Annotated in this window: 18 protein-coding genes; 11 read left to right on the top strand and 7 right to left on the bottom strand. The window is 64.6% G+C overall.

Features of this window, described 5'->3' with window-relative positions; translation table 11 throughout:
- Positions 1-69: 69 nt before the first annotated feature.
- The 7 genes from IB229_RS03670 to IB229_RS03640 form a co-directional block, all read right to left on the bottom strand.
- Positions 70-540, bottom strand: coding sequence for a DUF1348 family protein (locus IB229_RS03670; protein WP_192325060.1), 471 nt, complete (start codon positions 538-540; stop codon positions 70-72).
- An 11-nt stretch (positions 541-551) separates the two neighbouring features.
- Positions 552-764, bottom strand: a complete 213-nt coding sequence (locus tag IB229_RS03665; RefSeq protein ID WP_192325058.1) for a hypothetical protein — start codon at positions 762-764, stop codon at positions 552-554.
- A gap of 14 nt (positions 765-778) precedes the next feature.
- On the bottom strand, positions 779-2839 hold the full coding sequence (locus IB229_RS03660) for a pyridoxamine 5'-phosphate oxidase family protein (RefSeq protein ID WP_192325056.1): 2061 nt from the start codon (positions 2837-2839) through the stop codon (positions 779-781).
- Between the two features lie 54 nt (positions 2840-2893).
- Positions 2894-3520 (bottom strand): glutathione S-transferase, encoded by a 627-nt coding sequence (locus tag IB229_RS03655; RefSeq protein ID WP_192325054.1) that lies wholly within the window; start codon positions 3518-3520, stop codon positions 2894-2896.
- Between the two features lie 145 nt (positions 3521-3665).
- A complete protein-coding gene (locus IB229_RS03650) occupies positions 3666-4568 on the bottom strand; it encodes a LysR family transcriptional regulator (RefSeq protein ID WP_192325052.1) in 903 nt (300 codons plus the stop codon).
- Between the two features lie 3 nt (positions 4569-4571).
- Positions 4572-5468, bottom strand: coding sequence for a LysR family transcriptional regulator (locus tag IB229_RS03645; protein ID WP_192325050.1), 897 nt, complete (start codon positions 5466-5468; stop codon positions 4572-4574).
- An 88-nt stretch (positions 5469-5556) separates the two neighbouring features.
- Positions 5557-6108, bottom strand: coding sequence for a TetR/AcrR family transcriptional regulator (locus tag IB229_RS03640; RefSeq protein ID WP_192325049.1), 552 nt, complete (start codon positions 6106-6108; stop codon positions 5557-5559).
- Between the two features lie 108 nt (positions 6109-6216).
- Between IB229_RS03640 and IB229_RS03635 the strand changes: the two genes are divergently transcribed.
- The 11 genes from IB229_RS03635 (at position 6217) to IB229_RS03585 (ending at position 21403) form a co-directional block, all read left to right on the top strand.
- Entirely contained in the window at positions 6217-6717 is a 501-nt protein-coding gene (locus IB229_RS03635) for an HPP family protein (protein ID WP_192325047.1), read from the top strand.
- A gap of 310 nt (positions 6718-7027) precedes the next feature.
- A complete protein-coding gene (locus IB229_RS03630; protein ID WP_318652077.1) occupies positions 7028-7774 on the top strand; it encodes an aspartate/glutamate racemase family protein in 747 nt (248 codons plus the stop codon).
- Between the two features lie 22 nt (positions 7775-7796).
- Positions 7797-8186 carry a nuclear transport factor 2 family protein gene (locus IB229_RS03625; protein WP_192325045.1) on the top strand — a complete coding sequence of 130 codons (390 nt, stop codon included), beginning with the start codon at positions 7797-7799 and terminating at the stop codon, positions 8184-8186.
- Positions 8187-8331: 145 nt separating this feature from the next.
- Positions 8332-10449 (top strand): FAD-dependent oxidoreductase, encoded by a 2118-nt coding sequence (locus IB229_RS03620; RefSeq protein ID WP_192325043.1) that lies wholly within the window; start codon positions 8332-8334, stop codon positions 10447-10449.
- Between the two features lie 26 nt (positions 10450-10475).
- The gene (locus tag IB229_RS03615; RefSeq protein WP_192325041.1) at positions 10476-12554 is read left to right on the top strand and encodes an FAD-dependent oxidoreductase; all 2079 of its coding nucleotides are present in this window, start codon (positions 10476-10478) and stop codon (positions 12552-12554) included.
- Positions 12555-12951: 397 nt separating this feature from the next.
- Positions 12952-14151, top strand: coding sequence for a CaiB/BaiF CoA transferase family protein (locus IB229_RS03610; protein WP_192325039.1), 1200 nt, complete (start codon positions 12952-12954; stop codon positions 14149-14151).
- Positions 14152-14154: 3 nt separating this feature from the next.
- Entirely contained in the window at positions 14155-15078 is a 924-nt protein-coding gene (locus tag IB229_RS03605) for a hydroxymethylglutaryl-CoA lyase (protein ID WP_192325037.1), read from the top strand.
- Complete coding sequence (locus tag IB229_RS03600; protein WP_192325035.1) at positions 15071-16054, top strand: WD40/YVTN/BNR-like repeat-containing protein; 984 nt, start codon at positions 15071-15073, stop codon at positions 16052-16054. The genes IB229_RS03605 and IB229_RS03600 overlap by 8 nt, the downstream gene beginning before the upstream one ends.
- Complete coding sequence (locus tag IB229_RS03595; RefSeq protein ID WP_192325033.1) at positions 16051-18450, top strand: efflux RND transporter permease subunit; 2400 nt, start codon at positions 16051-16053, stop codon at positions 18448-18450. Before IB229_RS03600 ends, IB229_RS03595 begins: the two co-directional genes overlap by 4 nt.
- A gap of 2 nt (positions 18451-18452) precedes the next feature.
- Positions 18453-20126, top strand: a complete 1674-nt coding sequence (locus IB229_RS03590) for a DUF1302 family protein (protein WP_318652076.1) — start codon at positions 18453-18455, stop codon at positions 20124-20126.
- Between the two features lie 17 nt (positions 20127-20143).
- Positions 20144-21403: a DUF1329 domain-containing protein gene (locus tag IB229_RS03585; protein WP_225578906.1), complete on the top strand. Its 1260-nt coding sequence runs from the start codon at positions 20144-20146 to the stop codon at positions 21401-21403.
- The last annotated feature ends 47 nt before the right edge of the window (positions 21404-21450 follow it).

Genomic DNA, 21450 nt, shown 5'->3' with positions numbered 1-21450 from the left:
GCTTCGACCTCTCCGCCATAGGGCAACGGCAGAGAGGAAGGGGCGTGCAAGCCGATTGGCCGCGTGACGCTACAGGCCCAGGTCTGACAGCCCCGGATGGTCATCCGGGCGGCGCCCGAGTGGCCAGCGGAATTTGCGTTCTGCCTCGCTGATGGGCAGGTCGTTGATGCAGGCAAAGCGGTGGGCCATCAGGCCGTTGTCGGCGAACTCCCAGTTCTCGTTGCCGTAGGAGCGGAACCAGTTGCCGGAGTCGTCGTGCCATTCGTAGGCGTAGCGCACGGCGATGCGGTTGTCGGTGAAGGCCCAGAGCTCCTTGATCAGCCGGTACTCCAGTTCCTTGTTCCATTTACGCCGCAGAAAGGCTTCGGCCTCCGCGCGGCTGCTGGCGAATTCGGCGCGGTTGCGCCAGCGCGTATCGGGGGTGTAGGCGAGGGCGACCTTGCCGGCATCGCGGCTGTTCCAGCCGTCTTCGGCCAGGCGCACCTTGAGGATCGCGGTCTCGCGGGTGAAGGGCGGAACCGGTTGGCGAATCTCGGACATGGCGCGTGCTCCTAGAGGGCGATAGAGGCGAGTGGCGGTGGCGTGTTGACGGTGCGGGTGCTGGTGCGCGCGGCGCACCCTGCCTGGACCTCGTTAGCGGCCAGCCACTGCGGCAGCAGGTAACTGCCTTCCACTTCCACGACGCTGAGCGACTGTGGCGAGGTGTCGAGGCTGTCGACACCTTTCCACAGTGGAATCGAACGGCTGTAGGCGTTGCTGTTCATGTCGCACCTCCTCGTTAGAGATCCAGGACCAGGGGTTGAGTGCTGCCGTCGGTTTGCGCGGGGATGGCGCAGCAGATCAGCACCTTGTCGTCGCCCGGCAACTGCGCAGGTGGGTTGCTGTAGTGCACGGCGCCGCTCAGCAGCTTGGTGGCGCAGGTGCCACAGGAGCCGCCACGGCAACTGAACTCCGGGCTCAGGCCTTTGCTTTCGGCCAGTTCCAGCAGGCTGCCGGCACCGGGCTTCCAGCGCGCTTCGCTGCCCGAGGCATTGAAGTACACCGGCACCGGCCCTTCGGCGGCGGGCGGTTGCTCCAAGCTGGGTGGCGCTTCGCTGGCGGTGCGGGTCAGGGCCGAGGGGCCAAAGGCTTCGGCGTGGATGCGCTGGTCGGCGATATTCACGCCGCGCAGACCGTCGTACATGGCCTGCAGAAAACCGCCCGGGCCGCACAGGTAGAAGTCGTAGTCATCCAGCGGCAGACGTGCTTTGACCTGGGTAAAGTCCAGACGCCCAGCCACCTGATAATCGTGCTCCAGGCGCGCCTCGGTCTCGGGATTGCTCAGGGTGCGATGCACCTTCAGAGAGCCGGCCGAGCGCTCCATCAGCTCGCGCAGTTCCTGCTGAAACGGCAGGTCGGCCAGGGTGCGTGCGCTCTGGAACAGATGGATCGGCCGCACCGTCTGCTGGGCAATGTTCTGCGCCACCAGCTCGCGGGCCATGGAGATCATCGGCGTGATACCCACGCCGGCACCGAGCAACACCACCGGCCGCGTGGCGCTGTCGGTGAGGGTAAAACTGCCCACCGGCGCGCGCACCTCCAGCACCTCGCCGACCTGAATGTGGTCGTGCAGATGAAACGAGGCCTTGCCCTGGCGTTTTACGCTGATGCGGATATGCCCGTCGGACGGCGCGCTGGACACGGTATAGGTACGCACCAACGCTTCATCACCGGCAGCGAGAATGCGTACCGGCAAATGCTGGCCGGGCGAGAAGGGCACCACGGCCTCATCGTCGGGAGTGAGATAGAACGAGCGGATATCGCTGCTTTCCTGTTCCACCCGCGCCACGCGCCATTGCTGCCATTGCTTGCGCTGCTCGACCTGCTGCAGGCGCGCGTCGGTTTCCGCCCAGGTGCCGGTGGCCAGGCTGGTGGGCGCGTAGTCGCTGAACAGCCAGCGGATATTCAGCGCCGCCGGGCGCAACACCACCTGCTCGACCTCGACGGTCCATAGCCGCTCGGCGCCCTCGAAGGCCTTGATCAGCGGGCTATCGAGCAGCAGCTCGGTGCGGCCGAACAGTTGCAGCATGTCGCCGGTGGTGAAGTCGACAAACAGCAGGCCGGCCACCGGGTTTGTTTGCAGGTTGCCCAGGGTGTTGAAGAACAGATTGCCGGCGTAGTCGGGGATGGTCAGGCGATTGCCTTCCACCTTGATGAAGCCGGCGCGGCCGCCGCGATGGGACACATCCACCGAGCGGGTGTCGGCATCGTGGTCGACAAAGCTGGCGATGAAAAACGTGTCGGCGCCGCGTATCCACGCCGTGGTTTGCTCATTCAGTGCGGTGAAATCCTGGCGCGCCGGCTTGCCGTTTTGTGGCTCCGGCAGCAGGGTGTAGATACGTTCCTGAATGTACTTGGGGCAGTTGCCATAGGACTGCTCGACCGCCACTTCCAGGCCACCTTTCGAGGTGCTCTGAATCACCCCGTTCATGCGGTTACGGCGGCGGGTGTGCAGCTCGATGCCGAGCATGCCGATGGCATGGCCGGCCTGCAGGCCGGGCGTGGCCGGGTCTTGCGGGTCGGGCAGGGTGTCGAGCAGCAGGTGGTATGGATCGGCCGAGGTGACGAAACCTTCTGGCCCTTCCAGCAGGGTGGCCCAGGGGCGGTTTTCAGCATCGACGGCGCCGACCACCATGAACGGCAACTGGTGGTAGAACTCGCGGTGCTGGTCGGGCATGTAGTCACGGATCACCCGCTGGCCGAGTTCTTCCATGCGCTCGGCGGCGTGGAAGTGTTCCTGCAATTTTTTCTCGCCGGCATGCCAGGGCGATTTCTTGCGGGTTTCGGGCAGATGGTCCATGGCAGATGCTCCTTGAAAAGGGGCTGCCGGGGTGGCCGGCAGCCGGGGCCGTACTTAGCTGGCCAGGCCGATGGCAGTGCGTTGCATGGGCACGAAGCCGGGCAGGGCTTCGATGCGTTGCAGCCAGGCTCGCACGTTCGGGTAGGCCTCCAGCGACACGTTGCCTTCAGGAGCGTGGGCGATGTAGGCGCAATTGGCCACATCGGCGATGGTCGGTTCGGTGCCGGCCAGGAACGGGCTGTCGGCCAGTTCGGCGTCCATCACCTTGAGCAGGGCATGGGCACGGTTGATCACTTCCTCGGCATTGAACGAGGCGCCGAACACGGTGATCAGGCGGGCCGCTGCCGGGCCGTAGGCCACCTGGCCGGCGGCTACCGACAACCAGCGCTGAATGCGTGCTGCGGTGAGCGGGTCCTGGGCCTTCCAGCTGCCGCTGCCGTACTTCTGCGCCAGGTACACCAGGATGGCGTTGGAGTCGGCGAGGCGGGTGCCGTTGTCATCGATCACCGGCACCTGGCCGAAGGCGTTGATGGCGAGGAATTCCGGCTTCTTGTGTTCGCCGTTGGCCAGGTCGACGAACATCAGTTCGGTCGGCAGCTTGAGCAGCGAGAGCAGCAGCTCGACGCGGTGGGCGTGGCCGGAAAGCGGGTGACGGTACAGTTTGATGGCGGCTTGGGTCATGGTCGGGGTCTCCGCAGCAGGTGAATGGCAGCGTCGGTTGTCGCGCTGATGGAGGGCATGCTGCGCCCGGATGCGTTGCAGCAGAATCGCCACAGCGGGCAATCCATAATTTCAGTTTCTGCAAGAAAGCTGACGAGGACCGCGCTCAGTCACACAGCGCCGGGTGCAGGCGCAGGCGCGGCGCGGCGAAATCGATGAAGGTGCGCACGCGTGCGCAGGCTTTGCGCCCTTCTCGGTAGATGAGCTGGGCCGGCAGCTCCGGCGCGGCGCAGTCCTGCAGCACCGGTTCGAGCAGCCCGCTTCGCAGCTCCTGGTGGACTTCGTAGCTCACGCAGCGGATCAGCCCGAGCCCGGCGACGGCGGCGCGAATCGCCGCCTGCTGGGTGGTGCAGGTGAGGACCGGCGTGGTGCGCAGCGAGCGCGTCGGCGAGTCGCCGTGGAAGCGCCATTCGACGCCGAGGCCCGCAGAGCTGGCGAGCAGGGTGCGATGGCCCCGGAGGTCATCGGCGCTGCTGGGGCGGCCCCAGCGGGCGAGGTAGGCGGGCGAGGCGCAGATCATTGGCTTGACCCTGCCCACCGAAACGGCGAAGCCGGAGGAGTCGGGCAGGTGGCCGACGACGAAGGCCACATCAATGCCTTCTTCCAGCAGTTTGGGCATGTCCTCACGGGTGCGTGTGCGCATCTGCACGTCGGGAAAGGCTTCTAGGTAATCCAGGGCGATGGGCATGAACACCTGGTGTGTCATCAGCAGCGGCAGCGACACCGTCAGTTGCCCGGCGTGATGGCTGTGGATACCGCTGGCGGAGCGCTCCGCCTCGGCGACTTCCTCGAGGATCAGCTGGCAACTGCTGGCGAAGCGTTCTCCCGCCGCGCTCAGGCTCACGCCGCGCGGGCTGCGCAGCAGCAGAACGCTGCCCAGGCGCGCTTCCAGGGCGGCGATCGCACGCACCACGGTGGCCGGGGCCAGCTCCAGCTGGCGCGCGGCGGCGGCCAGGCTACCGGTCTGCGCCACCGCCTCGAACACCTGCATCTCGTGGAAGCGGCTCATGTCTCACATCGCTCCGAGCTGGCGCAGCGCAGGGTCTTGCGCGAGGCGGTCGTAGCAGTGATCGACAAAGGTGCGCACCTTGGCCGAGGCCTGCCGGCCGCTCTGGTACAGCACGTGGATCGGCAACGCCTGGGTGGCGAACGCGCTGAGCACGACCTCGAGTTCGCCCCTGGCTACCGCATCGGCGACCTGGTAGGACAACACCCGGGTGAATCCCCAGCCCATGCGCGCCGCATTGATCGCCGCCTGGTTGGAGCTGACCACCAGGCGCGGTTGCGGGGTCAGGGTGACGGAGCCGTCGCTACCCTCGAACTGCCAGGTGGTGAGCAGGGCGCTGGCGGAAGACATGACGATCGAAGCGCCCTGCAGGTCCTCGGGCTGTGTCGGTCGGCCCACACGGTCGAGAAACGCCGGCGCGGCGCAGATCACCGGGCGGATCTCGCCAACCCGCAGCGCGTGAAACGGCCCCTCGGGCAGATGGCCGATGCGGATGGCGACATCCACCCCCTCGTCGACCAGGCTGACCAGCCGATCCACCAGCAGCGCGTTGACGGTGACGTCGCTGTGCGCGGCGAGGTAGTCGGTGATCAGCGGCATCAGGAACAGCTCGCCGAACATCACCGGCGCGGTAACGGTCAGGTTGCCGCGCACGCGCAGGTTGCTGCCGGCGGCCAGCTCTTCCGCTTCCTCCAGCTCCAGCAGGATGCGCTTGCAGTCTTCCACGTAGCGCCGGCCGGCTTCGGTGAGGCGCAGGCTGCGCGTGCTGCGGGCCAGCAGCAGGGTGCCGAGGCGCTGCTCCAGCGCGGCGATGGCGCGCGTGGCGCTCGGGGGCGACATGCCCATCAGCTTGGCGCCGCCGGCCAGGCTTTCTGCCTCGGTGACGGCCAGCAGCACCTTCATTTCCTGGAACCTGTCCACAGTCAGTACCCGCGTCGAAAAGTGGTTGAAAAGGGCGCCCGGCGCGTCCGTACACGCGCGGTGGCGGAACTCAGGTGCTTGCCTGAGTCAGCGCAGTGAGCAGGCTGGTGGCCGCCTCGACCAGCGCATCGGACGTGCCGTTCACCTGGCACGCCACGATCAGCCCTTCGCCGATCAGGAACAGCTGCAATGCCGTCGCCGAGGGCTGTTTCAGCCCGGCCTCGCTGCAGAGCGTCTGCAGGTAGTCGAGGACGTTCTGCTTGTGCGCCTTGGCCAGCAGGTGAGGCGGGTCGTTCGGGGCGCTGTACTCGGCCGAGGCATTGATGAACGCACAGCCGCAGAAGTCCGGCTGGCGTGCCCAGGCGGCGATGAAGTCGAGGTAGGCCTGCGGCCGCCGGGGCGCGGCGACGGCCTCGACCGCCGTCTTCATCTGGTTCATGAACTGCACGTCGCGAAGCTGCATCGCGGCTTCCACCAGGTGCTCCTTGCTCGGGAAGTGGCGGTACAGGGTCTTCTTGGTGACCCCGGCGACCTGGCTCAGCTGTTCCACGCCGGATGCGTGATAGCCCTGGCGGTGGAACAGGCTCAGTGCCGCAGTGGTGATGGTCTCGGCGGTGCTCATTGGTGGGCCCTCGGGAAGCGATGCAGCGAGTGTATACCGATCGGTTGACATTGTGCGATACCGATCGGTACCCTTCGGCCCACTTCGCCACCTCCTGGAGGGTTCATCATGACTACCGGCTCCCTGTTCAAATCCAGTGCTCCGCCCGCGCCGTCGCTGCGTTTCACCCTGATCTCGTTCATGGGTGCGGTAATCGCCATTGGCGCGACCGGCTGGCTCAGCCATGCATCCGGCACGCCCTGGCTGATGGCGGCATTCGGTGCCAGCTGCGTGCTGGCCTTCGGTGTTCCGGACTCGCCCCTGGCGCAGCCGCGCAGCATCATTGGCGGGCACCTGGTTTCTACCCTGGTCGGCCTGATCGTGCTGAACACCCTGGGCAACAGCTGGTGGGCCGGCGCCCTGGCGGTGGGGCTGGCGCTGGCGGCGATGCAGCAAACGCGCACGCTGCATGCGCCCGCCGGGGCGAATCCGCTGGTGGTGCTGGCCGCCGGCGCGCCGCTGAGCTTTCTGTTCACCCCCGTGCTGCTCGGCTCGATCGTGATCGTTGCCGTCGCCTGGTGCATCAACAACGCCCGTCACCGCGCGAGCTACCCCAAGTACTGGCTGTAGAGGCGCTGCGGTTCTTCACCGCCACGACTCGATCAAGCCCCGCCGCCTGCGAAGGTGTCGGGGCTTTTCTTTGCCTGGCAGCCTGCGGGGCAGGGCTACGTGAAGTAACGGGCATTTCGCAATGAAACGCCGCCATTTCACTTTGCGAGACCTGGGTGTTCAGTCAGGTTTTTTCATTGCTGGAATTTTTCATATTAATCAGTTAGATAGCGCGTTTTTGCCGAGTTGGCCGCGGGTTTGCAACGAGGAGGCAAACAACTAAGCCGTAGCACGCTGCACTCCCTGCTACGGCCTTAACAAGGAGGCACGCGTGGATCAGCGTATCAAGGTCATCATTCCCATCCCCATGGACCAGGCTGGGGCCGACAATCGGGCCTCGCAATTGCCGGATCATCTGATTCTTCCCGGTTTTCACCCCGAATTCGTGCCGGTCGCCAAAGGCGCGTCGCTCGCCGACAGCGCCTATGACGTGCTGCTGATGGACTTCTCCGTGGTGCAGGCCGGTATCCGTGCCCAGGAGGAAGGCTACGCCGCCGTGTGCATCGACACCGTCAGCGACTCGGGCCTGGCCGCGCTGCGTTCGCGGCTGGACATTCCGGTGGTGGCGCCGGGCATGTCGGCGTTCCACATGGCCTGCATGCTGGGCAAGAAGTTCAGCGTCATCACCATGTGGGACGAGTGGTTCCCGCTCTACGAGAAGACCCTCACCGAATACCAGCTGTGGCCGCGTGTGGCCTCGCTGCGCTCGATAGACACCCGCCCCGACCTCAAGGAACTGCTCGCCGGCAAGGAAGAGGTGGTCTTCGCCAAGCTCGAAGCCGAAGCGCGGCGGGCGATGGAGGAAGACGGCGCCGACGTGATCGTGCTCGGCTCCACCACCATGCACCAGTCCCACGCCTACCTGGCCGAGCGCCTGCCGATTCCGGTGATCAACCCCGGCCAGGTCGCCTACAAGCTCTGCGAGCTGATGCTCAGCCTCGGCCTCAAGCCGAGCCGCAAGGCCTACCCGGCGCCACAGAATCCCAACGATGCCGCCTACCACGGCTTCGCCCTTTAAGAATCGAGAAGTGGAGAGTGTTATGAGTCGTCTTACCCGTGAGCAACTGATCGAACTGGCCACCGAAAAATACTTCGGCAACGTCGACCGCAAGGCCATGCAGCCGGTACTCGACTGCTGCCATGAGGATGTGTCCTTCACCATCCAGACCGACAACCTGACCCACAGCGGGCATGCCGGCGTGCGGCAGATGTTCGACAACCTGTTCAACAACTTCGAGGAAATCTGGCACGGTGATTTCGAGGTCGCCGCCGACGTGGAAACGCAGACCGTGTGCTCGCGCTTCAACGTCTACCTCAAGGACCACCAGGGTGCCGAGACACGCCTGCGCAACTGCAACTTCTGGTACGTCGAAGATGGCAAGTTCCGCCGCGTGTTCGTTTTCATGAGTGGTGAAAACGTACTGCGCTAACAGCGCCTGCTGATCGGCCCGGGGGCATTGCCGTGATGCCGCCCGGTGCGCTGTAGCTCAGGCAATTTCTCACTGCGTACAGCGCGCAGAGGTCCGCCCCGTGAGGGCGGACCACTCACCAGAACAACAAAAAAGGATGAGCGAAATGACCCAGCCAAAGACGCCGGGGGAGCTCTGCTATCCCTCGATTTTCTCCCCACTGAAAATTGGCAACATCACCGTGCGCAATCGGCTGATGCAAACCGCCCATGCCAAGGGCTTCGCTTCTGCCGAAGGCCTGACCAACGACCGTGACATCCACTACCAGGCCGAGCGCGCCAAAGGCGGTATCGGCCTGATCGTCACCGGTGCCCGCCACGTGCATCCCAACTCCACCGGGCCCAATCGTTCGCTGGCCCGTGGCAACCGTGAAGAAATGGTTGAGCGCGATGCCGAGATGGTCAACGCGGTGCATGCGTTTGGCGGGCGAATCATTGCCCAGCTGATCCACTTCGGCCCGCAAGGGCGCAGCGGTGCGATGGACGATTACCGCGTGCTGTGGGGCCCGTCGACCATGAAGTCACCGGCCTACAACGAGTGGGCCAAGGAAATGACCAAGGCGCAGATGGACGAAGTGTCGGATGCCTTCGCGGCCACCGCGCTCAAATCCAAAGCGGCTGGTTTCGATGGCGTCGAGCTGCATTACTCCCACGGTTACCTGCATCAGCAATTTCTCTCGTTCGTCTACAACAAACGCACCGATGCGTACGGCGGCAGTCTGGAAAACATCGTGCGTTTTCCCATCGAAACCATGCAGCGCGTGCGTGAAGCGGTAGGCCCGGATTTTGTCGTGGGCATTCGCGTGTCGCTGGATGAATGCACCGTCGAGGGCATGCACGCCGACACCGCGATCCAGATGACCCGCCTGCTGGTGGAAACCGGGCTGATCGATTACGTCAGCGCCACCGCCGGCACCTACGCCGCCCATGCGGACCAGATTCCGCCCGGCGACTACCCGGAGAACTGGCTGGTGGACGACGGCGCCCGCCTGCGCGCGTCGCTACGTGAGATCAGTGATATTCCGGTGTTCATCGTCGGCCATATCGTCGACCCGGCCAAAGCCGAAGCCCTGGTCGCCAGCGGCGCGACCGACATGGTGGCGATGACCCGCACGCAGATTGCCGACCCCGAGTTCTGCAACAAGCTGCGCGAGGGCCGCGAAGATGAAATCAACCACTGCATTCGCTGCAACCAGGCTTGTATTGCGCGCTTGATGGCGGGCAACGCCATTTCCTGCGTGGTCAACCCGGCAGCCGGCCGCGAGCAGCGCTTTGGTGTGCACACCCTGCAGCCGGCGCAGACGCCCGGTAACTGGCTGGTGGTCGGCGGCGGGCCGGCGGGGATGAAGGCGGCATTGACCCTGCGTCAGCGCGGCCATCAGGTCACGCTGGTGGAGAAGGGCGAGCGTCTGGGCGGCATGCTGAATCTGGCGGCGCAACTGCCACGTCGGCAGAAATTCGGTTTTATCCCCCGCGACCTGGAACGGCAGCTGCGCAAGGCCGGCGTCGAGATCCGTCTGAACTGCACCATGAGCGCCGATGACGTGGTCGCCTTTGCCGCCGACGGTGTCATTCTCGCCACCGGTTCGACCCCCTTGAAAACCGCCTTTACCTCGACCCGCCCCGCCGTGGACCGCGTGCCCGGCACCGAGCAGGACAACGTGCTCAGCGTGGTTGAAGTGCTGGAGGACCCGTCGCGGGTCGGCAAGCGCGTGGTGCTGTTTGACGAAGACGGCGGCCGCTATGCACTGGGTACGGCCGAGTTCCTGCTCGACCGTGGCCATCAGGTGCACGTCGTCAGTCGCTTCATTTCCCTGTCGCCCAACCTGGCGCTGACCCTCGACCTGCCGGTGAACTACCAGCATGTGTTCCGCAAGGGCCTCACCTACACCCTCAACAGCTGGGTGCGCAGCATCAGTGGTCAGCAGGCGCAGCTGCTCAACCTGTTTACCGACCAGGATGGCGAGTGCCTGGAAGCGGACACCTTTGTCATCGCCGCCGGCCACAGCTCGCACGATGCGTTGTACCGCGCGCTGCAAGGCCGGGTAGACAACCTGCAGTGCATCGGCGATGCGCGTTTGCCCAGAGCCCTGCAGGACACCATCTACGAGGGCATGTTGGCCGGCCGCGAGCTGCTGGACGACCCCGAGCGGTTTATCGAGCAGGGTGCGCTGGAAGGTTTCGGTGCCGACTGGCGCAGCGCCATGGGCGCGCCGGGTCATTAACCGGCGCCTGCCTGGGGAGAATCGCAATGACAGTCGAACGTTATCCGCACCTGTTCCAACCCTTGCAGCTGCGCGGGATTACCCTGCGCAACCGCATCATGCAGTCGGCCCACGCCATGGCCTTCAACTCGCCTGAAGGGCTGACCAACAACCGCGACATCTACTACCACGCCGCGCGGGCCAAAGGCGGCATCGGCCTGATGGTGACCGGCAACCGCCTGATCCACCCGACCTCCAACACCTTCTGCCGCGGTTACCCGTATGGCTACCGTGAGGAAATGGTCGAGCGCGACACCGCGCTGACCGAGGCGGTGCATGGCTTCGGTGCGCACATCTTCGCCCAGCTCAACCACTTCGGCGTGATGGGCGAGACCCACGCGATGGACGATTACCGGGTGCTCTGGTCATCGTCCAACATCAAGTCGCCGGTGTTCGGTGAAATGGCCAAGGCCATGGAACGCTCGGACATGGACGAGATCGTCGAGGGCTGGGTGCGTTCGGCGGAGTACTCGCGCCTGGCTGGCTTCGACGGCGTGGAAGTGCACCTGGCGCACAGCTACCTGCTGCACCAGTTCATCTCGCCGCTGTTCAACAAGCGCGAGGATGAATACGGCGGCAGCTACGACAACCGCATGCGCTTCCCGCTGGAGGTGATCAAGGCGGTGCGCGACAAAGTGGGCCCGGACTTCGTGGTCGGCATTCGCCTGTCGATGGACGAGATGGTGCCGGGCGGCATGGAGGTCGCCGACTGGATCAAGGTGGCGCAGACGGTCGAGGCCAGCGGCCATGTCGACTACATCATGGCCACGGCCGGGGTGTACCAGTCGGCCACCTACATCATGCCGCCGTACGACGTGCCCAATGGCTGGCTGGTCGACCCGGTGGCGCGCCTCAAGCGTGCGGTGAAGATTCCGGTGTTCTGCGTCTCGGGCATCGGCAGTGCCGGCGAAGCCGAGGCGATCCTCGCCCGTGGCGACGCCGACATGGTGGCCATGACCCGCGCGCAGATCGCCGACCCGGAGTTCGCGCGCAAGACCGCCGAAGGCCGCGAAGACGAGATCTACCACTGCCTGCGCTGCAACCAGGGCTGTGTCTCGCGGCTGTTCCACGGTACCTCGATGACCTGCCAGATCAACCCGGCCACCGGCCGTGAAGAGGTGTTCGGCCCGCAGACCCTGGAACTGGCACCGGCGCCCAAGCACTGGGTGGTGATCGGTGGCGGCCCTGGCGGGATGAAGGCCGCCGAAGGGCTGGCCAAGCGTGGCCACCGCGTCACGCTGCTGGAAAAGTGCGCCGAGCTGGGCGGCCAGGTCAATCACATCGTGCGTTTGCCGCGCCGCGATTCCTTCGCCTGGATCACCGAAGACCTCAAGGTGCACATGGCCAAGGCCGGCGTGCAGGTGCGCCTGAATTGCGAGGCCAGTGTCGAGACGATCAAGGCCCTGCAGCCGGACGGGGTGATCGTCGCCACCGGCTCGTTGCCGGATCGCAGCGGCTATTCCGACATCAACCCGCTGGTCGACCGGGTGCCGGGGCTGGAGGCCGATCACGTGTTCACCGCGCTCGACGTGCTGGCGCACCCGGAGCGGGTCGGCAAGCGCGTGCTGGTGCTGGACGAGGAGGGCAACCGTTATTCCGCCGGCATCACCGAACTGCTGGTGGAAAGTGGCCACCAGGTGCACGTGGTGACGCGCTGGAACGCGCTGTTCCACCGCCTCGGCACCACCCTTGATCAGCCCATTGTTTACGCCAACCTGTTCAGCCGTGGGCTGACCTACACGCTGAATGCCTGGGTCAGCCAGGTACGTGGTTCGTCGGTGGACCTGTTCAACCTGTACAGCGCCGAGGAGGAAACGCTGGAGGGCTTCGACAGCATTGTCCTGGCGGTGCGCCACCTGCCGGTGGATGGCCTCTATCACGCGCTCAAGGCCGAGCTGGCGAACGTGCATCGGGTCGGCGACTGCGTGGTGCCGCGCAAGACCGACCACGCGATCTTCGAGGGTTTCCTTGCCGGTCGCGAGATCTTCGACAACTGGAAACGCTACATCGAACCGGGTGCCATCGAGCAGTTCGACGGCCCCATCGAGCAAGCCCGTTTCAACTGATTCATCGTGTGTTGCTCCTTGGCCGGCACAGGCATGTGACCGGCTTTTTTTTGCCTGCTCGGTGGCCATGATCAGGCGTTGATTGCAGCCAAATCTGCCAGGCCGCTTTCGTAGCTGGGCGCACGTGCATCGCCGCTACCGGTGACGTTGGATGCAGGGTGGATCGGTGCGCATGGCGCACCCTGCGTATCGTGTTTTCCTTTGCCGATTTCAGGTGGAATTCAAAGTGAAAAATTAATTTCACCTTGCAAGTGTCAGGTTGTCGCAGGGTTGCAATGTTTTTCGTTTTTTAAGAAAAAATACATATAAAACAACAAGATAAAATTGTTTTTAAAGTTGGCAGGCGGCTTGCAGTACCTCTTTTGCGGATATTTTAAACAAGTAAAAGAGAATAACGATGAGCAAACCGCTAGAGGGAATTCGGGTCCTCGATCTGACTCACATGCTGTCCGGCCCCTATGCCGGAATGATCCTCGCCGACCTGGGTGCGGAAACGATCAAGGTCGAACCACTGGCGGGTGAAGGCACCCGCGCATTGCTGGCCAAAGACCCGCGCCATTCGCTCAAGGGCATGGGCGCCTACTTCCTCACGCTCAACCGCAACAAGCAGAGCGTGTGTATCGACCTCAAGAGTGCAAACGGCCTTGAGGTGTTCTACGACCTGGTGCGCAAGGCCGACGTGGTGCTGGACAACTTCAGCGCCGGTGTCCCGCAGAAACTCAAGATCGATTACGCCCACCTGCGCGAAATCAATCCGCTGATCATCACCTGCTCCGTATCCGGCTTCGGCCAGGACGGCCCCAACTACCTGCGCCCGGCCTTCGACCAGGTGGTGCAGGGTATCGGCGGCGGTATGTCGATCACCGGCGACAACGCCGAGACCCCGACCCGCGCCGGCATCCCGATTGGTGACCTGGGTGGCGGCATGTTCGCGGTGATGGGCATCCTCGCCGCGATCCAGGCGCGCCACAGCAAGGGCCACGGCCAGCACGTCGACATCAGCATGCTCGACTGCCAGATCAGCATGCTCAACTACATGGCCACCATGTATTTCCTCAGCGGCGAGAACCCCACGCCACTGGGCAACGGCCACTTCGTCCATGTGCCGTACAACACCTACCGCACCGCCGATGGCTTCATCATCATCGCGGTGATCTTCGACAGCTTCTGGGACAACCTGGTCGGCGTGATCGACGTCGACGTGCTGCGTGACGAGAAATACAAGACCCAGCCCGCCCGCCTGGCCGACAAGGCGCTGATCGACGGCATCCTCAACGAAATCCTGATCACCCAGAGCACCGATCACTGGGTCGCCAAACTGTCCGCCGTGCGCGTGCCCTGCGCACCGGTCAACCGGTTCAGCGAAGCCCTGGCCGACCCGCAGGTGCGCCACCGCAAGATGGTGGTGAGCATCCCGCACCCCGAGGGTGGCAGCGTCGAAGCGCCGGGCAACCCGATCAAGCTCTCCGCCGACGACGAGGAAAGCTTCAGCGCGCCACCGCTGCTCGGCCAGCACACCGATGCGGTGCTGCAGCGGGTGCTGGGTTACGACGAAGCGCGCATCGCCGCGCTGAAAACCCAGAAGACGGTGGGCTGAGCCATGAGCGATTTCGTCACCGTCAATGAAGTCGGGCCGCGCGACGGCCTGCAGAGCCAGGGCAAGACGCTCAGCGTCGACGAGCGCCTGCGCCTGATCGAGTCGCTGCTGGCCAGCGGCATTCGCAACATCGAGGTGGGCAGCTTCGTATCGCCCAAGGCTGTGCCGCAGATGGCCGGCACTGGCGAGCTGTTCGCCTGTCTGCCGCTGCGCGGTGAGGCCGCCTATTCGGCGCTGGTGCCCAACCTGCGTGGTTACGAGCTGGCGCGTGCTGCCGGCGTGCGTTCGGTGGCGGTGGTGCTGTCGGCCACCGAGACCATGAACCAGCGCAACATCAACATGAGCCTGGAGCAGACCACCGCGGTGTGCGCCGAGCTGATGCAGCGCGCCCGTGAAGACGGCATCGAAGGCCGCGCCTACGTGGCCGTGGCGTTCGAGTGCCCGTTCGAGGGCCTGACCTCGCCGGCGGTGGTCGAGTCGCTGACCCTGCGCATGCTCGAAGCCGGCGCGCGCAAGGTGATCGTCGCCGACACCATCGGCGCGGCCAACCCGCAGAGCGTGCGCAACGTGCTGCAACGTCTGACCGGGCTGGATGCGGCGAGCATGCTCTCCTGCCATTTTCACGACACCCGTGGCATGGCCCTGGCCAACGTGCTGGCGGCGCTAGAGTTCGGCGTGCGCGAGTTCGACAGCTCCATCGGCGGCCTCGGTGGTTGCCCGTTCTCGCCGGGCGCCAGTGGCAACCTCGCCACCGAAGACCTGGTGCTGATGCTGCAGTCCATGGGCCTGCACACCGGCATCGACCTCGATCGCCTGGTCGAGTCGGTCGAGCAGGCCCAGGGCCTCACCGGTTCCAGTCTCGGCGGGCACAGCTACCGCTGGCTGCAACGCGCGCGCGCCAAGCGCCTGGAGGTTGCCAATGCTTAGCCTGACCTTCAGCTGGCTGGCGCGCCTGGCGCCGTGGATGGTCATCGGCGGGCTGGCCTATGCCGCCGTGTTTATCAAGCCGAGCGTGGAATCCGTGCCGCTCGACCAGCCGCTGGTCGAACGCCGCGACCTGTTCTTCGACGGCGCCGTGCAGGGCGAGAACCTGTGGGTGATCGGCCAGAACGGCGCGCTGCTGTCGAGCCGCGATGCCGGGCAGAACTGGCAGCGCGAAGAGCTGCCGGGGCGCAGCAATCTGCAGGCCATAACCGTATCGCCTGAGGGGCGCCAGGTGATCGTCGGCAACCAGGGACGCATCTGGACCCGCGTCAGCGGCGAGGACTGGCAGAGCCTGCAACTGCCGGTCTCCGAGCTGGCCGGCAAGCTGCTCAGCGTGAGCTTCATCGACGGGCATTTCTGGGCCGTCGGCGAGATGGGCGCGCTGTTCCGTGGTGACGCCACGGCGCAGGACTGGCAAGCGCTGGGCGGGGAAGACGATGTCACCTTCAACAGCATCCGTGCCGGTGTCGGCGGCGACCTGTGGATCACAGCCGAGTTCGGTCGCCTGCTGCGCAGCACCGACCAGGGCGCCAGCTGGACCACCATCGAGCTGGGCAGCGAAAGCCTGCGCGCGCTGGTGTTCAGCGGCAGCACCGGTGTCGCCGTCGGCAACCGTGGCGAGGTCTACCTCAGCCGCAATGGCGGCGATGACTGGCAAGCGGTGGCGCACTTCACCAGCGAGCACCTGTTCGATGTCGCCGTGCATGACGGCCACTGGCTGGTCACCGGCGACCGCGGCGCGCTGTTCCGCAGTGACGACCCGGCCGGCGGCTGGCAGGCGTGGACGCCGGCGGGGCTCGACAAGAGCTACCACAGCCGGCTGCTCGACAGTCAACACGGTGTGGTCGTGATCGGCCAGCAGCTCGGGCTGCTGCGCGAAGACGACCTGCAGATCTGGCCGCAGGAGCGCGCGCAATGAATCCTTTGATGAACCTGGCCGCGAGCATTTCCGAGTGGGCCATTCGCCAGCGTGTGGCCGTCTGCGTGGCCATCGCCCTGATCACCCTCGGCTTCGCTGCCGCGCTGACCAAGCTGGATATCCGTACCCAGTTCAGCGACATGGTCCCTCACGACCACCCCTACGTGAAGGTGCACCAGAAGTACCAGGACAGCTTCGCCGCCAGCAACCGCGTGACCATCCTGGTCAAGGCCAAGGAGGGCGATATCTTCCGTGAGCCGGTGCTGCGCGAAGTGCGCCGCATCACCTACGACCTGCAGCAGGTGGAAGGCGTCAACCCGCTGCAGATCACCTCGCTGGCGTCGAAGAAGCTCAAGCGCGTCAACGCGTCGAGCGAAGGCATCGAAACCCAGCCGATGATGTGGCCGGACCTGCCCGCCGACGCGCAGAAGATGCTCGAGCTGCGCCAGGCCGTGCTCAACAACCCGCTGGTGTACGGCCTGTACGTCGACCGTGACCTGGGCTCGGCGCTGATCCAGGTGGACTTCTACGACCACCTGGTCGACTACGGGAAAATCTTCCCGCAGATCGAGGCGATCCTCGACGCGTCGCCGGTCAAGGATGAAGTCAGCCTGCACCTGGTCGGCGAGCCGATCCTCTACGGCTGGGTCGCCCACTACCTGCACGAGACGGTGAGCATCGCGCTGCTGTCGCTGGCCGCCATGCTGGTGCTGCTGTTCGTCTTCAGCCGCACCTGGCGCGGCACCGTGCTGCCGCTGATCGCCGGTGTGGTTTCGGCGATCTGGGCCCTCGGTGTCGGCAGCCTGCTGGGCTACAACTTCGACCCGCTGGTGATCGTGGTCGCCTTCATCATCACCGCGCGGGCCTTCTCCCACTCGGTGCAGCTGATCACCCGCTTCGACGACCTTGCGGTGGGCGAATCCATCGAGCCGCGCAAGGCCGCCGAACAGGCCATGCGCGAGCTGTTCCGGCCCGGCATGCTCGGCCTGTATGCGGACGCCGGGGCGATCCTCTGCGTGATCCTCACGCCGATCCCGCTGATGCACAAAGTGGCGATCATCGGCGCGATCTGGGTGATGACCATCGCCGTCTCGGCGGTGCTGCTGACCCCGGTGCTGCTGTCGTTCATCAAGCGTCCGCAGGGCTACGTGCACCCGGTCAACCTGGACGGCGTGCTGCGCGTGTTCATCAACGCCGCCAGCTGGGTGGTGAAGAGCCGCGCGCGTTATGTGGTGGCGCCGCTGACCCTGGTGCTGCTGTGCGGCTTCCTGTTCGAGGCCACGCGCCTGAGCGTCGGCGATGCTAGCGACGGCTCGCCGATCCTCTGGCAGAAGTCTTCGTTCAACCAGGACAGCGCGCTGATCAACCGCCTGTATCCGGGCTCCGAGCAGATGTTCGTAGTCATCGAGGGCGACGCCCCCGATGCGCTGAAGATGCCCCAGGTGCTCGATTGGATGCAGCGCTTCTCGCGCTACATGGAGCGTCAGCCGGAGATCGGCGGCAGCGTGTCGATGGCCGACATCGTGGTCGACATCCGTCGCAACCTCTACGAAGGCAACCCGCGTTACCGCGAGCTGGGTGCCAGCCAGCTGGAAAACGGAGAGCTGATCAGCTTCTACATGCAGGGCGCCGACCCGGACGACATGGCGCAGTTCGCCGACGTGAAGTTCCAGAACGGCGCGATCACCCTGTTCTTCCGTGACCACAAGGGCGACACGCTGCGCAAGGCCACGCACTACGCCAACCAGTTCATCCAGGACAACCCGCTGGAAGGCGCCGAGGTCAAGCTGGTCGGTGGCGTGCTCGGCATCATCGCCGCGGTCAACGAGATCCTCCTCGGCGACCAGATCGAAGCCATCGCCCTGGCGTTCCTGGTCGTGGTCCTGTGCTGCCTGGTGGTGTACCGCTCTTCGGTCAGCGGGATCTTTTTCATCATCCCGGTGCTGATCTCCAACGTGGTGACGTTCGCCTTCATGGCCTGGCAGGGCATCGGCATGAGCATCAGCACGCTGCCGGTGGTCGCCCTGGGCATCGGTCTGGGCGTGGATTACGCCTTCTACATCGTCGATTCGATCAAGGAGTACCTGGAGAAGAACCCCGACGCCGACCCGCTCGACGCCGTGCTGCAGTCGCTCGGCTCGGCCGGGCGCGGGGTTCTGCTGACCGCCTTCACCCTGGCTGCCGGGGTGCTGTTCTGGTCGTTCTCCTCGCTCCGGTTTCAGGCGGAGATGGGCATGCTGATCGGCCTCTGGCTGATGGTCTCGGCATTCACCTCGCTCTTCGTCATGCCTTCGCTTGCGCTGGTGTTCAAGCCGCAGTTCATCTTTGAACACAGCCATCCGAAAGACGCCCCTAGCACTGGGCACATTCACCAACCTGAACACATCGGGAATTGAAGATGAGCGCGAAGAAAAATAATACGAAGGTGCGGGCCATCAGCTCGCCGCTCGCCTCCGCGATATTGCTTGCCGGTATGGGGCTGAACGGAGCCGTGCACGCTGATGATGGTTTTTTCGATAACTGGGAGGCCAGCGGTTACATCCGCCAGTACCTGTCCTGGAACCTGGACAACCCCTATGTGCCGGACCCGGACAACAACGGCGAACGCAAGGGTGACTACCGCTACGACCTGTCCATGGCGCGAACGGTTGGCAAGCTCAACCTGTTCAAGGACTTCGGCAATTCGCAGTTCAGCATCTCCGGGCGCGTCTCGGAGGAGTACGAGACCAATTACCTGGAAGACCTGCAGGAATCGATGGACGGCTACGCCGCCGGCGACCTGTTCAGCGGTCGCAACAAGTCCAGCGTCAACCTGATGGACGACGTCTACAACGAGGTCGAGCTGCGCGAACTGTGGTGGCAGACCGCGCTGACCGAGAACACCACGCTGAAGGTCGGCAAGCAGCAGGTGGTGTGGGGCGAGACGGACTTCTTCCAGTCCCTCGACGTGGTCCACGGCTACGACTTCCGCTGGCGTTCGTTCCTCGAGCCGGAGAACGAGGAGCTGCGCAAACCGCTGTGGATGCTCAACCTGGTGCAGCGCTTCGACAGCGTCGACGGCACCCTGCAGGCGCTGTACATCCCCGGCAAGATGAACGCCGCCGACCAGCGCGGCAACAGCTACGACGTCGAGGGCGGGCGCTGGGCGAACAACCCGAACAAGGGCCTGAGCTTCGCCTCCGCGCCGTTCGGTGCCGACGTGCCGTACAACTACGACCACAAGGACGCCGACATGGACGACGGCTCCTACGGCCTGCGCTGGAAGGGCATGGCCGGGGAGTGGGAATACTCGCTGGGCTGGTTCCACGGCCCGTCGGGCAACCCGGTGATCAACCCCAACCCGGACAACCCGCTGGGCGTGGGTGATTCGGCCAGCGGCCAGCCGTTCCTCGGTGCCTATAAGGGCGAGTACAACTCGGACCGCTCCTCCACCGTAGGCGAGCTGATCTTCCCCTACATCGACACCTTCGGCATCACCGCCAACCGTTACGTGGAAAGCGTGGATGCGGTGTTCTCGGCGGAGATCTCCTACATCCCCGACTCGCCGTACAACGTCGGTATCGATGCGGGCGAGGCCGGTGGCTGTGCGTTCTTCCCCGGCTTCTGCGGAATCACCGAGAAGGACGTGGTCAAGTCGATGCTGCGCGTGGACAAGCAGCTGGCGCTGCAGAACTACCTGGGCACCAGTCGTCCGTCGTTCTTCTCGCTGCAGGTGTTCAACACCTGGATCACCGACTACGACCGCAGCGACGAACTGGTCAACACCGCCGGCTTCAGCGGCCGCACCAAGGAGTACTCGACCATCGTCACGGCGATCCTCGCGGCCAACTACGACAACGACCGGATCAACCCGACCCTGGCCGTGGGTAGCGACCTCACCTATGGCGGCGGCTTCATCATCCCCAGCGTCGAGTTCGCCTATGGCGACAACTGGCGTCTGCGCGTCGAGGCCGACCTGTTCTTCAACGACGAAAGCCAGAAGCGCACCTTGCGTGATTTCAACAACACCAACCTGTTCGGCTATTTCGATGGCAACGACCAGTTGGCTGTGCGCCTGACCTACCAGTTCTGATCAAGGAGACAAGAAGAATGACGATCCTGATGAACCGCCTGGCCGCCTCGCTGGCGCTGACCTTCTCGGTCACGCTGGCCGCCCAGGCCGCGGAATTGACCGCAGGCACCACCCTCAATGGCGGCAACCTCGGCCAGCACCTGAGCGACACCTTCGAGGGCCACAAGATCGGTGACCTGCTCACCGAGCGCATGCAGCAGCTGATGAACGAGGAAGGCCTGACCATCATCCTCAAGGCTTCGCAACCGGTCACCCTGGGCAAGGACTTCCTGGCCGCGACCCAGGCCAACGCCGGCAAGGCGGTGTACAACAAGGACACCCGCCAGGTCGACGGCTGGGTCGGCGGCGTGCCGTTCCCGAACGTCAGCGCCGATGACCCGGATGCGGCCGCCAAGCTGATCTGGAACCACCACTACGCGCAGCCGACCAAGAACCTGCAGGACTATCCCAAGTTCGCCTACCTGTTCATCAGCGACAAGACCGGGCTGGAGCGCAAGCAGGAGTGGGCCTTCAAGCGCTACTTCATGAAGGGCCGCCTGGGCGCTGACCAGGTCGTCGAAGGGGACGGCAGCATCCTCAGCAAGACCCTGCTGTACGCGACCTACCCGAACGACATCCGCGGCCTGGGCCTGTTCACCATCCGCTATGACTCGCCGAAGCTGGAAGACTCCTGGGCCTACATCAAGTCGGTACGGCGTACCCGTCGCCTGTCTGGCGGCACCTGGATGGACCCGATCGGCGGCACCGACCAGCTCAATGACGACATCGAGATCTTCAACGCCCACCCGAGCTGGTACGCCGGTTACAAGCTGCTCGGCAAGCGCTGGGTCCTGGCGGTCGCCAACTCCACCACCGAGGCCTGGAACCCGAGCGCCAAGGGCGATGCGGAATTCCCCGTCATCGACCTGGCCAACGCGCCGCACTGGAACCCGAAGGATGGCTGGGAGCCGCGTGAGGTGTGGGTGATCGAGGCGATCACACCGCCGGAGCACCCGTACAGCAAGAAGGTGCTGTACATGGACACCGAGTTCCCGCGCTTCTACCAGGCCGAAGCCTATGATCGCAAAGGGCAGTTCTGGAAGTGGATGAACTATCACCTGAAAAGCATCAAGACAGCGGACGGCGATACCGGCATCGTGTCGTCAGCCGGTTTCACCATCGACTACCAGCGCCGTCATGGCACGGTGTTCATTCTCGGCAATGACGCCCGCCTGAACACCGCGGGTACCAAGGGTGACGACGTCAACCTGCGGGAACTGGAAAAAGCTGCACGTTAGTCCTGTATGACCGGGACGCCCGCGTCCCGGTCGCTTTTGCACGAACA

Origin of the sequence: Pseudomonas sp. PDM14, from assembly GCF_014851905.1 — a bacterium.
Lineage (GTDB): Bacteria > Pseudomonadota > Gammaproteobacteria > Pseudomonadales > Pseudomonadaceae > Aquipseudomonas.
The sequence above is the reverse complement of the archived record's forward strand: the minus strand, read 5'-3'. Positions and strand labels throughout refer to the sequence as shown.